Annotated in this window: 20 protein-coding genes; 5 read left to right on the forward strand and 15 right to left on the reverse strand. The window is 43.3% G+C overall.

Annotated features, from left to right (window positions below):
- Positions 1-37: 37 nt before the first annotated feature.
- A complete protein-coding gene (locus MF4640_RS00125) occupies positions 38-685 on the forward strand; it encodes an START domain-containing protein (RefSeq protein ID WP_078388265.1) in 648 nt (215 codons plus the stop codon).
- A 48-nt stretch (positions 686-733) separates the two neighbouring features.
- Here the strand turns inward: MF4640_RS00125 and MF4640_RS00130 are convergent, their stop codons facing one another.
- Positions 734-1,135, reverse strand: coding sequence for a hypothetical protein (locus MF4640_RS00130; RefSeq protein ID WP_078388266.1), 402 nt, complete (start codon positions 1,133-1,135; stop codon positions 734-736).
- 99 nt (positions 1,136-1,234) lie between these two features.
- Between MF4640_RS00130 and MF4640_RS00135 the strand changes: the two genes are divergently transcribed.
- Positions 1,235-2,686 (forward strand): PLP-dependent aminotransferase family protein, encoded by a 1,452-nt coding sequence (locus MF4640_RS00135; protein WP_078388267.1) that lies wholly within the window; start codon positions 1,235-1,237, stop codon positions 2,684-2,686.
- Between the two features lie 29 nt (positions 2,687-2,715).
- Here MF4640_RS00135 and ahr read toward each other — a convergent pair whose 3' ends face one another.
- The 8 genes from ahr to MF4640_RS00175 form a co-directional block, all read right to left on the reverse strand.
- Entirely contained in the window at positions 2,716-3,738 is a 1,023-nt protein-coding gene (gene ahr, locus MF4640_RS00140) for an NADPH-dependent aldehyde reductase Ahr (protein WP_078388268.1), read from the reverse strand.
- Positions 3,739-3,774: 36 nt separating this feature from the next.
- Complete coding sequence (locus MF4640_RS00145; protein WP_078388269.1) at positions 3,775-4,329, reverse strand: DNA-3-methyladenine glycosylase I; 555 nt, start codon at positions 4,327-4,329, stop codon at positions 3,775-3,777.
- Between the two features lie 19 nt (positions 4,330-4,348).
- Positions 4,349-4,594 carry a hypothetical protein gene (locus MF4640_RS00150; protein ID WP_004691836.1) on the reverse strand — a complete coding sequence of 82 codons (246 nt, stop codon included), beginning with the start codon at positions 4,592-4,594 and terminating at the stop codon, positions 4,349-4,351.
- 15 nt (positions 4,595-4,609) lie between these two features.
- A complete protein-coding gene (locus tag MF4640_RS00155) occupies positions 4,610-5,152 on the reverse strand; it encodes a M23 family metallopeptidase (protein ID WP_171263833.1) in 543 nt (180 codons plus the stop codon).
- 84 nt (positions 5,153-5,236) lie between these two features.
- A complete protein-coding gene (gene mutY / locus MF4640_RS00160) occupies positions 5,237-6,271 on the reverse strand; it encodes an A/G-specific adenine glycosylase (protein ID WP_078388341.1) in 1,035 nt (344 codons plus the stop codon).
- Positions 6,272-6,378: 107 nt separating this feature from the next.
- Positions 6,379-6,741 (reverse strand): HIT family protein, encoded by a 363-nt coding sequence (locus tag MF4640_RS00165; RefSeq protein ID WP_004691832.1) that lies wholly within the window; start codon positions 6,739-6,741, stop codon positions 6,379-6,381.
- A gap of 74 nt (positions 6,742-6,815) precedes the next feature.
- Positions 6,816-7,556 carry a dienelactone hydrolase family protein gene (locus tag MF4640_RS00170; protein WP_078388271.1) on the reverse strand — a complete coding sequence of 247 codons (741 nt, stop codon included), beginning with the start codon at positions 7,554-7,556 and terminating at the stop codon, positions 6,816-6,818.
- Positions 7,557-7,723: 167 nt separating this feature from the next.
- The gene (locus MF4640_RS00175; RefSeq protein ID WP_004647174.1) at positions 7,724-7,882 is read right to left on the reverse strand and encodes a DUF1328 domain-containing protein; all 159 of its coding nucleotides are present in this window, start codon (positions 7,880-7,882) and stop codon (positions 7,724-7,726) included.
- A 202-nt stretch (positions 7,883-8,084) separates the two neighbouring features.
- On the opposite strand from MF4640_RS00175, the gene MF4640_RS00180 reads away from it, so the two are divergent.
- Both MF4640_RS00180 and MF4640_RS00185 read left to right on the forward strand, forming a co-directional pair.
- A complete protein-coding gene (locus MF4640_RS00180; RefSeq protein ID WP_039890724.1) occupies positions 8,085-8,537 on the forward strand; it encodes a YcgN family cysteine cluster protein in 453 nt (150 codons plus the stop codon).
- 99 nt (positions 8,538-8,636) lie between these two features.
- A complete protein-coding gene (locus MF4640_RS00185; protein ID WP_078388272.1) occupies positions 8,637-9,914 on the forward strand; it encodes a replication-associated recombination protein A in 1,278 nt (425 codons plus the stop codon).
- A gap of 98 nt (positions 9,915-10,012) precedes the next feature.
- Here the strand turns inward: MF4640_RS00185 and MF4640_RS00190 are convergent, their stop codons facing one another.
- Positions 10,013-10,588 carry a LysE family translocator gene (locus MF4640_RS00190; protein ID WP_078388273.1) on the reverse strand — a complete coding sequence of 192 codons (576 nt, stop codon included), beginning with the start codon at positions 10,586-10,588 and terminating at the stop codon, positions 10,013-10,015.
- A gap of 131 nt (positions 10,589-10,719) precedes the next feature.
- Here MF4640_RS00190 and MF4640_RS00195 point away from each other — a divergent pair, with 131 nt between their 5' ends.
- Positions 10,720-11,175 carry an Lrp/AsnC family transcriptional regulator gene (locus tag MF4640_RS00195; protein ID WP_264754350.1) on the forward strand — a complete coding sequence of 152 codons (456 nt, stop codon included), beginning with the start codon at positions 10,720-10,722 and terminating at the stop codon, positions 11,173-11,175.
- Positions 11,176-11,344: 169 nt separating this feature from the next.
- On the opposite strand, the gene MF4640_RS00200 is transcribed toward MF4640_RS00195, so the two are convergent.
- From MF4640_RS00200 to MF4640_RS00220, 5 genes are all read right to left on the reverse strand, one after another.
- On the reverse strand, positions 11,345-12,121 hold the full coding sequence (locus tag MF4640_RS00200) for an ABC transporter ATP-binding protein (RefSeq protein WP_004691823.1): 777 nt from the start codon (positions 12,119-12,121) through the stop codon (positions 11,345-11,347).
- An 8-nt stretch (positions 12,122-12,129) separates the two neighbouring features.
- Positions 12,130-12,843 (reverse strand): ABC transporter permease, encoded by a 714-nt coding sequence (locus MF4640_RS00205; RefSeq protein WP_004691821.1) that lies wholly within the window; start codon positions 12,841-12,843, stop codon positions 12,130-12,132.
- Positions 12,840-13,529 carry an ABC transporter permease gene (locus tag MF4640_RS00210; protein ID WP_004691820.1) on the reverse strand — a complete coding sequence of 230 codons (690 nt, stop codon included), beginning with the start codon at positions 13,527-13,529 and terminating at the stop codon, positions 12,840-12,842. The genes MF4640_RS00205 and MF4640_RS00210 overlap by 4 nt, the downstream gene beginning before the upstream one ends.
- A gap of 84 nt (positions 13,530-13,613) precedes the next feature.
- On the reverse strand, positions 13,614-14,399 hold the full coding sequence (locus MF4640_RS00215; protein ID WP_005401457.1) for an ABC transporter substrate-binding protein: 786 nt from the start codon (positions 14,397-14,399) through the stop codon (positions 13,614-13,616).
- 444 nt (positions 14,400-14,843) lie between these two features.
- On the reverse strand, positions 14,844-15,500 hold the full coding sequence (locus tag MF4640_RS00220) for a YrbL family protein (RefSeq protein WP_005401458.1): 657 nt from the start codon (positions 15,498-15,500) through the stop codon (positions 14,844-14,846).
- Between the last annotated feature and the right edge of the window lie 31 nt (positions 15,501-15,531).

A 15,531-nucleotide genomic window follows, 5' to 3' on the forward strand; every position in this document is an offset into this window, starting at 1 on the left:
AAACAAGATAAAAAACTAAAATAAGACGAAGAATAGAATGAAAAAAGTCATATATATGGCTTGTGTTGTTGCCGTGATGACGACAGCACAGGCCAAACCTATGGATCAAGCCAAACTCAGTATTCATAAAAATAATATTAAAGTTTGGACCTATCAAAATGCACAAAACCCAGTTTTTTTATATAAGGCTGAAACCACGTTTGATGTGCCGATTGAAAAAGCAGTGTCATTGATCTTAGATGTTGACCATGCGGTGAAATGGGTGCCGTATATGGGCAGTGTGAAAGTCTTGTCGCGCGATGATAAAAAAGGCGAGTTTCAACTGTATATGGTGCTGGATTTTCCTTTTCCTTTAAAAGACCGCGACTTGGTGGTGCAGGGGAAAATGACCAAGGACAGTCAGGGCATTATTAGCATTAAAAATAAAGCGATTGATAAAAACATCCTTAAAAATCCAGATTATGTGCGTCTAAATCATTATGAGGGCGATTGGACCTTTCAGAAACTGGGACCAAATAAAGTCAAGGTTTCGACCTCGGGCTATGCCAACCCTGAGGGATCGATACCACTGAAGTTTGTGAATATGTTTGTCCAACAACAACCCTATCAAATGCTGCAAAAAATGAAAAATCAATTGCTGGAACAAGAAGATACTCCTGCCCATTTACCAGTTGCCTTACGTTAATTTTGAAGACGAAGAAGCCTGCAATGCAGGCTTTTTATGTTTTAAAACTTAAGGCTGTTGATAAGCGCTCAGCAGCTCTAAGGTTGAAGCCTTAGGCAGGTCTAACTGGATTAAACTGAGCATGGCATGTCCTTCACCAGCGAGCGAGATCTTGAAGTTTTCAGCACTGCTTTGGTCACATTGAAACTGTAAATTTTTCTGGCGAGGCAAGTTCATCTGCATTTCACGTTCATTGTTCAACCGATATTGATAGGTTCGTTGGGTCGATGTTTCAGTCAAGCTCGGCGCTAAACTTAAAAACTGATAATCCGTTAAATTTTGCGTTTTCAGAAAGCCTTCAATCAGTGCTTTACAAATAAAATGCTGCTGCTGTACCTGCTGCGAAATATGTGGCGGTTGGCAAGCCGATAAGCTCAATAAGCAAAAGAGAGATATGATTATTTTTTTCATAAAAGTGCCTATTTATGGTTGTGAACGAATGACATAAGCATAATTCTGTTGGCATAATGGATACAGATACATAAAAGTTAAAAAAATAGGTACAGATGAATGGCATTTCAGTATCAAAGCTTGGCTGCACAGTTGCTTGAAAAAATTCAAAATGCTGAATTACCCGCAGGGCAAAAGCTGTTGTCGTTACGCCAGTTTGCCAACTTACAAAAGGTCAGCTTGAATACGGCCAAGAGCTGTTATGAGCTACTCGAGTCGCAGGGGTATATTCATGTGAAAAATAAGTCGGGCTATTTTGTCAGTTATCAAAAAAATACCAGCCCATCTATTCCTGTACCGCAGCATCCTGATTTTCAGTCTCAAGCCCGTGATATTTCTAATTTAGAGCTACAGCTGGAAATTCAACAGTCTTCCATTAATAGCCGTCTCATCCATTTGGGAGCGATTCAGCTTTCTCCAAAACATGTGCCTGTAGAAGCGCTCCGCCGCTCCATTCAACGCGCCTTAAAACACAGTCAACCTGAAGATTTTTTATATAGCGATAAGCAAGGTCATATTCGCTTGCGGCAGGCTTTGTCTGAGCATTGGGCTGAAGATGGCTTTTATATTTCGCAGGATGATATCTACATCAGCAATGGCTGTATGCCTGCGTTGTCGGTGATGATTCAACACCTCAGCAAGGAAGGCGACAGCGTAATTGTACCAACCCCAAATTTTAATGGTCAGTTGCAAATGTTGGCGGGGTTAAAGCGAAAAATTATTGAAATTCCAGCCGATACTCAAGGCTTTGATCTTGAACGCTTAGAGCAGGTCATGCAAAGTTCAGGCGCAAAAGCGTGCTTACTCACGGCCAATTATCAAAATCCATTGGGGTTTTGCTTAAGCAATGCAGAAAAAGAAAAAATTGCACAACTGGCTGCGCGCTATCAGTGCTATGTGATTGAAGATGATATTTATGGTGAATGTTGTTTCAGTTCGAGTCGTCCGTTGCCGATTAAGTATTGGGATCAGCAGGGTTATGTGATTTTCTGTGGTTCGGTTTCCAAGTCACTTTCAACTGCGTATCGGGTAGGTTGGTTTTGTATTCCGCAGCGCTTAGCGCATTTGAAGGCTACGTTACTGATGCAAAATATCACAGTGAATACACCCTTGCAGTTGGCACTGGCCGATCTCATTTATAGTCGTGCTTATCGGGAGCATTTACAGCAGTTAAAGCCGATTTTGAAACAGCAAGTTGAGCAATACCGACACATGATTCAGCTTGCCTTTAACGGAGTTGAGTTACGTATCAATCAACCCTTAGGTGGTTATGCGCTGTGGTTACAGCTGCCCGAGTGTATTGATGGTTTAGATATGTACTATTTTGCTCAACAGCATGGCATCAATATAGTGCCAGGAGAAGTCTTTGGTGAAGGGCAGCGTTATAAAAACTGTATCCGCCTCAATGCAGGCCATGAACTTTCAACAGATATTCGCGCAGCGGTCACCTTGTTGGCCGATTGGGTGAAAGCGCAACTCAGCAGTTCGACGCTGGTCAAACAAGCGGTATAAAAAAGCGCCTCTTTTGAGGCACTTATGGATTAAAAATCAGCTTTAAGGACGATCCGATAACGAGCTTTTCCAGAATGTAACCGTTCCAGTGCTTCATTCAACTGTGACATAGGATACAGTTCAATTTGTGGCGCAATGTTTTTACGTGCAGCGAATTTGAGTAGCTGACGTAATGCCGCAGGTGAGCCAGTGGGCGAACCCGTGATAGACTTTGCCCCAGCAATTAGACTACCTGCATTTAACTTGATTGGCTCTAAGGGCAAGCCTAGCAGATGGATCGTGCCATTCGGTGCCAGTGTACTAATATAGGCAGGCCAGTCGAGTGTGACATTCACCGTACTGAGGATGAGATCAAATTTTCCGCGCTGGGTTTTAAGTGCATCCACATCACGGCTATTCACCACATGATCTGCACCCATGGCCTTGAGTTCTTCCGTTTTGTCGAGGTTCGAGGTAAACGCCGTAATTTCACAGCCCCATCCTCGAAGTAACTTAATAGCCATATGCCCTAGACCACCAATCCCAATTACCCCGACATGGTGAATGGCTTGGATTTGGTGTTTTAAAATTGGATCAAAAACGGTAATACCGCCACACAATAAAGGACCCGCTGACTCAGGATCTAGCTCTTCAGGTAAAGGAATAATCCACTGCCAACCTGCACGCACTTTGTCGGCAAAGCCACCTGCATGACCGACGATGGTTGCAGTCGGTCCACCTGTACAGAGTACTTGTTGACCCGATACACAGGGGTCACAGTGTTGGCAGCTTTCTGCCGTCCAGCCAATACCGACGCGCTGTCCAAGTTTAAGCCCTTTGGCTTCGGAGCCTAGGCGACTGATGGTGCCAATAATTTCATGACCAGCGACAACTGGATAGACCGAAGAGTTCCATTCATTGTTAATGACCGAAACATCGGAATGGCACAATCCACAATATTCGACTTGGACTTCGACTTGATGTGGTTGCAGTTCACCAGCATCGAATTGATAGGGTTGTAGTGCTGCACCTGCTTGCATTGCCGCATAGGCACGAATGGTGTTATCCGTCATATTCGAGATCCTTATTTTCCTGTTTTTTATGTACTTTTATTTAAAATGACAGCCATTTTCATGATCATTGACCATACCGACCGCTTGCATAAAGGCATAACAGGTGGTCGGGCCAACAAACTTGAAGCCCTGTTTTTTCAGTGCTTTTGACATGCTTTGGCTTTGAGGTGTTTGTGCAGGTGCTGTGCGGTAGTCAGGAACATCATTGTTGATGGCATGTTGCTCGACAAAGTTCCAGAGCCATTCCACAGGGTTGATGCCTTGTTGTTTCAGTGCAACCCATGCAATCGCATTGTCACGAATCGCAGTCAGCTTCCCGATATGGCGAATTAAGCCGATATCTTGGACTTTTTCGGCCAAGTCTGTATCACTTAAAGCCGCAATCTGTTCAATGGAATATTGAAAAAACTGGCGATGATAATGTTCACGCTTTTTCAGGACGGTAATCCATGACAGCCCCGCTTGTTGACCTTCGAGGCAGAGCATCGCAAATAATTGCTTTTCATCATGTAGTGGTTTACCCCACTCATGATCATGGTAGTCGATGTAAAGTGGGTCTGAGGAGCACCATCCGCAGCGTTGAGTGGTCATGAACATGCTCCTGATCTTTTTATAGGGTAAAAGGTGCCCATTGGTCGTGTTGATTGTCCCAATAAAACAATTGGGCGTGTTCGAGGTCGGAAAAGTTAATCCAGACATCTTTTCCTGTTTTTTCAGCAAATCCAGTGCTGATTAAAAGCGCATCTTCGGTAATTTCCATGATCCAACCTTGGTGGTTTTGTCCAGCCAAGATGATTTTTTGTTGATTGCCTGATTCAGCAAATTCGACCAGACGGTTGATCAACGCTTCTGACATGAAAAATTCCTAAAGTTAACGTAAATAAGGATAGGGATTTACTGCACCACGGCCTTTACCTTGTAAATAAAGTCCATAATGCAAATGTGGGGCTGTGTGCCGTGCATTGCCTGTATTGCCGACATAGCCAATCAGGTCGCCTTTTTTGACATAGTCGCCGACACTTAAGCCACGTTTATGGTCATCAAGATGAGCGTAGTAATGCCAAGTGCCTGCTGGCCCCATAATCCAAACCACTTTACCACCCAAATTGTTATTGCGTAAGTCTGCGACGAGACCTTCTGTGGCAGAAAAAACTTTTGTTCCACGTGGAGCCAGAATGTCGATACCTTCATGTGTCCGTCTGCTAGTGCGGGACGCACCCCAAGTATCTTTGAGGACATTGCGTTTGATGCCTTGGACAGGGACAGGCAGCTGCTTAGCTAAACGCATGTTTTTCAGTTGTTGGACTTGTGAGGCAGGTAACTGGCTTCCACTCGGTGCAGGCGGCATGGTACGGCAAGCTGCGAGTAACAGAATCACAAAACTTAAACTGGCAAGCGCAGAAAGGCGAGGCAAACAATAACGCACGAACAATCCTTTATTATTTCAGTGATCTAATTTTAAAGTGTCAGGGTGAACCCAATGGATCACCCAACTATGTCACAGTTGAATTGTCGAGATCAATTTTTTCATCGCGGTTGGGATGCCCATTTCTGTGACATTTTGTATGTCTAGCCATGTGCTGGCCAATTCTATACTTAAATGTTCGAGCTGGTCGGCATCAACCTCAAAGCAAAGTGCTTCCAGTTGCCAAGTGAAGTGGGTGAAACTATGCGAAATTTCAGCGCGTTGCGAGATTTGTTTCAGTCCTAGACTTTGGCACAGTTGCGTGAGTTCATCACGATTTTCAAAAATAGGTAAACACCATAAACCGCCCCACAGTCCACTATTGGGGCGCTGTTGCCACAGCCATTGATTGTGATGACGCAGCACCAAAACTTGGGCTGACTTCACAGGCACAGCTTTCTTGGGCTTTTTAAAAGGCAATTCGGTTTCTAGCCCTTGTGCATGGGCTTTACAGTGTTGCTGCATTGGGCAGTATAAACACAGTGGTTTTTTAGGGGTACAGACGGTTGCCCCCAAATCCATGATGGCTTGGGTATAGTCGTGGTTACGTTCAGTTGGACAGAGTTCAGTGGCCAGTTGCCACATGCTGCGTTCATGCACAGGTTTGCTTAGATCATCCTCAATGGCAAAAAAACGCGCGAGCACGCGTTTTACATTGCCATCCATAATGACACCGTACTGACGTAAACCCAAAGACATGAGTGCACCTGCGGTAGATGGACCAATGCCTGGCAGTTCAATCCAGTCCTCTAAAGTTTGAGGAAAGTGCTCCTGACGTGCCACAACCCCTGCGGCTTTATGTAGATTACGTGCACGGGCATAGTAGCCCAGACCTGCCCAGTAAGGTGCGACCTCATCCCATGATGCTGTCCCTAAAGCTGCAACGGTTGGGAAGCGTTCGATAAAACGGTCGAAGTATTGCAGCACTGTTTTGACTTGGGTCTGTTGCAGCATAATTTCAGACACCCAGACTTTGTAGGGATCATCGGCTACTTGCCATGGTAGGTCATGTCGACCATGAACATCGAACCAAGTCAGTAATGCATCTGAAAAAGAGAAAGGGGACATCTGAGGCACAAGCAAGAAATTCGGCTTAGTATAACTGAATGTCTTTTCTGAACCCGAGTTTTTGCGCATAAAAAATGGCGCTTACGCGCCATTTAAAACCTCAAAACTTAATCTTTCGTCATGCCCCATCGTGCATCGAGTTTTAGCTCTTGGTCTTTGTAGCGTGGAATAATATGGATATGTAAGTGTTCAGACACATTGCCAAATATTTCACCGTCATTAAAACCAATATGAAAGCCTGAAGGTTGATGACGCAATTGGAGTTCATTGCGTGCCAGTTCCAGCAAAGACATTAAGCTTTTACGTTCTTTGTCGGTAATGTCAAAAAATGAGCTCACATGACGTAGAGGGATAATGACACAGTGACCTTTAGACAATGCATTGGGTTCGGGTAAAATTACCCCAAAGTCATTTTTATCAAGCACGTCATATTCATCAAAATTACAATATTGGCAGTGGGTCTCAGTCATTGTTATCTCCTCTAAAATCTAATTATGTATCCTGTTGGATCTGAAAAATCAAATATTTGAATTTTCAGCTCTAGTTAAGCACTGAGATTGCGTTCTAGCAAGTCATACATTGCATCTAGCCCTTGTCTTTCTGCTTCTGGGTTATAGCCCAAGTCTACGCCATTGGCTTTGGCACGCTCATCGGCCAATGGGTTGCTAAAACCGTGCTTCGCATCTTCAAAAATGATTACTTCATGGTCCACTTTTGCAGCATGCATTTCTTCACGGAAGCTGGCAACATCATCCAAAGTAACCATGCTGTCTAACTCACCATGTAAAACTAAAATTTCACCCTGAATTTGACCTTCGACCGCAGGGGCTTTCGGTGCCAATGTTGCGTGGAAAGTCGCCACTGCTTTTAGTGGTGCGCCTGAGCGAGCTAAGTCTAAAACCACTTTACCACCATAACAAAAACCAATCGCCGCCAGCTGAGTGGGATTCACTTCAGGCTGGGCTACAAGCGTATCTAAACCTGCTTGCGCACGGTTGACGATGGTGTCTGCATCGGCAAAAGTTTGCATCATCCATTCATAGGCTTGTTTCGCATCTGTGGTGACATTTTTATCACCATACATATCAATCGCCAGTGCGGCATAACCGTGTTCAGCCAGTTCGCGAGCACGTTGTTCAGTATATTCATTTCGGCCCCACCATTCGGGTGCAACGATGATACCTGCATGCGGTGTTTGAGAGCTTGGTGCTGCAAAATAACCGACTAAGCGTTGTCCATCGGCTGCGTTATATTGAATTTCTCGAGTTTGAATACTGATTGTCATGCTCAAATCCTGATAGATGATCTGCTCTGATTAAAGCATAAAAACTTTTACAAGGATTTGAAAAATATTCCGATGTACATGAGAAATGTGAGAAATTATTTTTTAAAGGCACATATAAAAAAAGAAGGATCTGAATCCTTCTTTTTCTTTATTAAGAGTTGTGTACTTTAGACTTTGCCACGGGATAAAAATCCGACAATCGCAAGAATCACAGCAATCACCAATAAAATAATCGCAAAGTCTTTGGATAAACCTGCTACGCCGCCAAAACCAAGTAAACTTGCAATCAGTGCAATCACTGCGAAGATAATCGCCCAACGAAACATAATTTTTCTCCATAGATGTTCTTATTTATTACTCTATTAGTATAGAAACAACGTTCGGACACACTGTGTTGCTTTTGTTTAAAAAGTGTTCTGTTTATATTTTAAGTTTATGAATATGATGTAAATATTGACACTTTAGATAGCTCTGAAAGCCATGTGACTATAGGTTATAATAGTGCATTCAGTTTTATTGGCAGTGGTTATGTCCAACGAATTAAGACCAGAGTTTTGGAAGCATTATGCGCTCACTGAGCTACGCTCAGCGGAGTGGGAAGCGTTATGTGATGGTTGTGGTCTGTGCTGTTTGGTGAAACTTGAAGATGAAGAAAGCCAAGAAGTCGCCTATACCAAAGTGGCCTGTAAACTGCTGGACTGTCAAACGGCCAGTTGTCGGGATTATCCGAACCGAAAGCAGCATGTGCCCGATTGTATCCAGCTCACGCCCGAACTTTTAGACACGATTCATTGGTTACCACCGAGCTGTGCTTACCGTCGTCTGCATGAAGGTAAAAATTTGCCCAGATGGCACTATCTGAACACGGGCTCACGTCAAAGTATTCTGAAAGCGAAAAAGTCTGCGGCAGGACGCTGTATTTCTGAAGAAGAGATTCAGGATGATGACATCGAAGACTATATTGTGCGTTGGGTTCGCTAGTCGATAAAAGCACAATCAAATTGCACGAAAAGCTTGTGTCATTCGCCTGAATTTGCCATAACATAAGCATTCGATGAACGCATGATAAGTCCTAGCCCTATGTCCGATAGCAATATTCCACTGCCTGAACGTTTACGCCCGCGTGATTTATCTGAAATTATTGGGCAGGATCACTTATTGGGTGAGCAGGCACCGCTCCGCCAAATGATCGATCAAGGGCATTTGCCATCGATCATTTTTTGGGGGCCGCCAGGCGTGGGGAAAACCACCATTGCTTTACTGTTGGCGCAAGCGATTGATCGACCTTTTGTCAGTCTATCTGCACTCAATACGGGGGTTAAAGAGCTCCGTGAGATCATTGCTGATGGCGGAGATTTAATGCCACCTGTGGTGTTTATTGATGAAATTCATCGTTTTAACAAATCGCAGCAAGATGCCTTACTGAATGCTGTGGAGAAAGGCAAAATTACCCTCATTGGTGCCACCACCGAAAACCCTTCTTTTGAAGTCAACAGTGCGTTGTTGTCGCGTTGTCAGGTCTATACCTTAAATGCGCTCGATGCCGATGCGATTCAAACTTTATTACTGCAAGCGATTAAGAACGATCCATTTTTAAAAGAGCGTTATATTCAAATTGAAGAATTTGAAGCATTGGTGCAGTTTGCTGCAGGTGATGCCCGCAAAGCCTTGAATTTAATTGAACTGATTGCGGGCACCTTCGAACCGGACCTTGAAAATATCGTGACCAATGCAATGGTGGTCAAAGTTGCACAGCAAAATATCGCCCGTTATGACAAATCGGGTGAGCAGCACTATGATTTGGTGTCGGCCTTTATTAAGTCGATTCGGGGGAGCGATCCTGATGCTACTTTGTATTGGATGGCACGCATGCTCAAAGGCGGTGAAGATCCCGTTTTTATTGCCCGTCGGATGTTGATTGCAGCCTCTGAGGACATTGGCAATTCAAACCCCAATGCACTGCTGCTGGCTGGAGAATGCTTCCGTTCTGTTCAAGCGGTGGGCATGCCAGAGTGTCGAATTATTCTTGGGCAGTGTGCGGTGTATTTGGCGACCAGTGCCAAAAGTAACAGTACTTATCTTGCGATCAACAAAGCGTTGGATTTGGCCGAGAAAACAGCGAATTTACCTGTGCCGCTGCATTTAAGAAATGCACCGACCAAGTTGATGAAAGAGCAGGGCTATGGCGTCGACTACTTGTATCCGCACAACTATCCAGAGCATTTTGTGATGCAAGAATATTTACCCCCTGAGCTCAAAGGCGCCAAGCTGTATGAGTCGGCACGCAATAAGCGTGAGGTTGAGGGTGAGCGTTTACAGCAACGCCGTTGGCAACAAGAGCAGCAACAGCAGCAGTAATAAAAAAGCCTGATTCACAAATCAGGCTTTTTTATTTCTGGGGCTTAGGATTTAGTCACATTCATTGAGCAGTTTTTTCTTTAAGCACTGTAGCGTTTTTATGTTCCGATGTGCGTATTCATCAATTTTAATGCGGCAGGTAACACAGCGACCAATAAGGCGATGGCCATCGTGATGTTAAAGCTCAAAGCAAAGCGCGGTTTCATCAGATATTGGCGTAAGAAAAGACCACCGACTGCCCAAACCCCGACACATGGAATGGAAACTACCATTAAAATCAGAGCCGCATAAAGAATATCGCTGACATCATGGTTTAAAGCAAAATAAGTGGCAATGGTGCTGATGGAGATAATCCACGCTTTGGGATTGACCCACTGAAAAAGAGCCCCTTGTAGAAAACCCATCGATGGTTTTTGTTCTAATTCGATGTTAAGTGGCCCACTGGACGCGATTTTCCATGCGAGCCACAGAATATAAGCTGTGCCGATTAAACTTAAAATAAATTGGAGCTGGGGCAGGGCCAGAAACACCTGATTTAAGCCGATGCCGATGGCGAAGAGTTGCACGGCCACACCAAAGGCAATGCCTAAAACCAGAGGTAGGGTTTTACTGATGCCAAATCGTGCACCAGACAGCATGACCAGTGCATTATTGGGCCCAGGGGTGCAGGTCATTACGACACAGAACAGCAGATAAGAGACAAACAGTGAAGCGTTCATAAAGGGGATGGAGTAATCAAATAAGTATCATTTTATTGTTGATCTATCACAATTTGGTTGTATATTGATCGTTAATACTGAGTTTTATGCAACAAATGATTGAATTAGATCGATTAGACCGAAAAATATTGTGTGAGCTTGAGGGCGATGCACATTTAACCAATATTAAACTGGCAGAACGCGTGGGTTTGTCACCCTCGGCCTGTTTACGACGCGTGCAAGAGTTAGAAAGAATTGGTGTGATTCGAGGCTATAAAGCGGTGATTGACCGTTCGCTTTTGGGTGTTGGTTTAACGGTTTATGTGACCATTGGTCTGTCTTGTCACTCAAAAGAAAGCTTGAGTCAGTTTGAGGATGTGATCACTGCAACGGATGAAGTTACTGAGTGTCATACCATTACAGGCTCGGTCGAGTATTTGCTCAGGGTTGAAGTGGCTGACATTAAGTCTTATAAAAAGTTTCATACTGATGTTTTAGGAACGATTCCATCCATTAGCTCGATCACCAGTTTTTTGGTGATGGATACCACTAAAAATCGATAAACCAATCTATAAAAGCTTAGGTGGAAAGGTAAAAAACCGAGCGAAATGGCTCGGTTTTTATCTGAGTGCATATAGTTTCGTGGGATCAGATCAAACAAGGCGCTTTATCTTTTCAACTAAGTATTGAATGTTGAATCATTGCTGCATCAAGCTCTTGAAGACTATTCAATTATTTAAAGTTACCCTCTAAAAACTGTTGCAGGCGTTCACTTTTGGGGTGAATCAAAACTTCTTTTGGATCACCTTGTTCTTCAATTTTGCCTTGATCTAAGAAAATGACATGATTGGATACATGGCGTGCGAAGCCCATTTCATGGGTGACCACAATCATGGTTCGGCCTTCTTCAGCTAAACTTTGCATCACTTTCAATACCTCACCCACCAGTTCAGGGTCTAGAGCACTGGTCGGCTCATCAAACAACATCACTTCCGGCTCCATTGCTAAGGCACGGGCAATTGCAACACGCTGTTGTTGTCCTCCTGACAAAAAAGACGGATATTTCTTTTCGACACTTTCAGCAAGCCCAACTTTTCTTAAGTATTTTCGTGCACGCTCTTCCGCCTCACTCCGCTTTAGCCCCAAGACATGAATGGGTCCTTCAATAATATTTTCTAATACCGTCATATGCGACCATAAATTGAAATGTTGAAAGACCATCATCAGTTGAGTGCGCATTTTTTGTAGTTGTTTAGGGTTTGTGGCTTTAAGATCGCCATTTTTATCTAAAGTAGTCTCTAACTGTTCACCATTGAGTTGAATGCTGCCTTGGCTCGGTTGTTCTAGAAAATTGATGCAACGAAGAAAGGTACTTTTACCTGAACCTGAGGAACCAATAATACTAATCACATCACCTGCGCGTGCCTCAAGTGAAACCCCTTTTAAGACTTCATGATCGCCAAAACTTTTACAAAGGTCTCGAATCACCAGTTTTGCTGAATTTTCCATTGTTTCTCCTAATGATTCGATGGTTTTAAAAACGCCAACCAGCGTTGTTCCAATTTACGAAAGATCCAAATGAGGATAAATGCCAGACAGGCATACAGCACAGCGGCAATGCCAAAGGCATCAAACGTGGCATAAGTGGCAGCATTGACATCCCGTGCAATTTTGAGAATATCAGGCACGGTTGCAGTGAAGGCAATGGTGGTTGCATGCAGCATCAAAATGACTTCATTACCATAAAACGGCAATGCTCGGCGTAGCATCGACGGAATAATAATACGGGTATAGCGTTTCCAAGGCGACATTCCAAAGGCTTTTGCTGCCTCAATTTCGCCGTAGGGAATCGAACGTATCGCCCCTGCAAAAATTTCAGTGGTATAAGCTGCTGTATTGAGTGCAAACGCTAAAATGGTGCAATTAAGTCCTTCTCTAAAAAACTCATCGAGCCGTTCATGGGCATGCACAAATTCAAGGCTATAAATCCCAGTATAGATAATCAGTAGCTGCACATATAAGGGGGTACCACGGAAAATATAAGTAAAAAACCAAACAGGTCCACGTACAAAAGCATGCTCAGAAACTCGAGCAATTGACAAAGGCACAGCCAGAACAAAACCAATCGCAATCGATAAGACCAGTAGCCACGCGGTCATGGCGACCCCAGTCATTTGAAAACCATCGGTCCACAGATAGGACTGCCAGTATTGTTGAATAATTTCAATCATAGTTGTCCCTTTTTCACACCAGCAGAATAACGACGTTCCAGCCACATGAGAATCAAATTCGAAAGGGTGGTGATGGCCAGATAAATGACGGCTGCAACAATACTGAAATAGAACACTTGCATGCTGCTTCGACCTGCATCTTGGGTAATTTTGACGATGTCGGTCAAACCAATTAAGGACACCAAGGCAGTGGCTTTGATAAGGACTTGCCAGTTATTGCCAATCCCCGGTAAGGCAAAACGCATCATTTGTGGAAAGAGGACACGTCTGAAGACTTGAAATGGGGTCATGCCATAGGCATATGCAGCTTCAAGTTGACCTTTGGGGACGGCTTGAAATGCGCCACGGAAGGTTTCCGTAAAATAAGCCCCATAAATAAAGGCTAAAGTAATCACCCCTGCCACAAAGGGATTGATGTCAATTTGCTCCATATGGATCGATTCGGTAATCGAGTTCAATCCAAGTTGCAGGCTATAGAACAACAACAACATGATTACCAGATCAGGAACACTACGAATGAGCGTGGTATAGAGGGTTGCAACATGACGTAAGATTTGAATACGAGAGAGTTTGGCACTTGCCCCAAACAATCCAATAATGATCGAAAGTACCAGTGATAACAAAGCAAGCTGTATGGTCATCCAAGTGCCACTGAGTAATACGGGACCATAGCCAGACAGAAACATACTCAGTTTCTCCGAGTAAAAATATAATATTTTATAAATCAGCAATATATAAAGGGTGTCGGTATTGAACCGACACCCTATAAATTAATAAATGCTGAAGGAGAAGTATTTTTTCTCGAGTTTCTTATAGGTACCGTCGGCAATAATTTCAGCTAATGCTTTATCAATATTCTTTTTCAGATCGGCATCTTCTTTACGTAAGCCGATTGCAGCGCCTACACCGAGCGTTTTGGCATCGACCACATTATTGCCTGCAAAAGCAAAGCCTTTACCTTTCGCCGATTTTAGGAAACCAGCATCGACCATAATCGCATCTTGTAATGTTGCATCTAGGCGCCCCGAAACCATGTCTTGGTAAAGCACGTCTTGGTTTGGATAAGGAACTACATTGACACCTTTAGGCGCCCAATAGGCTTTTGCATAGCCTTCTTGAATCGTACCTTGTTGTACACCCACACGTTTGCCTTTTAGGGATGCAGGCGTAGGGAGTAAAGGAGAGCCTTTCTTCGCGACCATGCGGGTAGGCGTGTTGTAAATTTTATTACTAAACGCGATTTGTTTTGCGCGATCCGTAGTGACCGTCATTGAAGACAGAATACCGTCGAATTTCTTCGCTTTGAGCGCAGGAATCATCCCATCAAAGGAGTTTTCTACCCACACGCATTTGGCTTTTAATTTGGCACAAATGGCATTACCTAAGTCGATGTCAAAACCGACCAACTTATTGTCTGGTGTTTTATATTCAAAAGGTGCATATGCGGATTCTGTGCCAAAACGAATGGTTTTCCATTCTTTTGCTTGGACAGTACTGCTCAGTGCTACGGCTACGAATGTAGTGGAAAGTAGTAATTTTTTTTGCCAGTTTTTCATTTTAAATATAGCCATCCGTAAAAAAACAAATCTAAGAAATAAGACGAAGATAGAACTTACCCTACTGAGTACTTTTGAATAAAAGCAACATCTATACCAGCTTTCGGCTCTTAGGAGATCGATGGATCTTGTCGCCATGAGAGATGAGGAAATAAGGGTATTTTTTCGGTTGGAATAATTTTTATCTGAGAACGTCCTGTTCATATGTTTTTATCATATGAAAAAATGAAGGTGAGACATAGTTGAAATATACCTGAAGTCTTGTGCGCTATGGCGTACAGAATTGATGATTTTTTAACAGTGGATCAATGTCTTACAAGACTATTTTTCAGTGCTGAATAGCTTATAAGTAAGCTGAAGTACTGCAATAGCACTGGATCTGAAAACAAAAAAACCGAACGTTTAAGCTCGGCTTTTTGAATGACGCAACTTAAAGGAGTGGTATTAGCTTAGAGGAAGAAGCTCATCTTTTAAGTTCAGCATTTGCTGCATTTGGGCGCGAATTTTTCGCTCAGTTTTTCGTACATTATGTGCATTAATTCTTTTGCTCATAGCCCGGATTGGAATAAATAATTTCTCACCCATACCATCGACCAAGACAAATTCGGGCTTATTATTTCGCTGCTCTGTATACATAATTCCTGCGATGTTTACCTCACCGAAGATAATGTGTAAGTCGCAGCAAAGCTGAAAAAAGTCATCTAGAGCTTTGGCGTGTTTTTCCTCAAATTGATGTGATTTGCATAACTCAAATAAAGTCATACCTTCACCACTTGGGCAGACAATTTTTTCAGTCACAAAACCCAAGCCTACAGAAGTTTTCACAAAACCATAAGGCATTTCGACAGGAAAGCTAAAGATATTATTTTTATAATGATTTTTACATAGCTGTAGATATTGCAATAATTCACGGCGGAATTGGCGATAAACGCCTTGCGACATTCTACGTTTAAGTTTGCCATGTCCTTTCCAGCCACCATCTTCATCCACTCGATTTGGATTCATGACTTTGATGATTTTGTTTTCATCCTCAGGATGCTTAAACACCATTTTTGAACAGCCTTGTCCGATACATTGCAGTTCATCTAATTGATAAATCATAGGGCCTTCTATCAGGAGATATACAAGAAAA

It is taken from the genome of Acinetobacter sp. MF4640, from assembly GCF_002018895.1.
GTDB lineage: Bacteria > Pseudomonadota > Gammaproteobacteria > Pseudomonadales > Moraxellaceae > Acinetobacter > Acinetobacter johnsonii.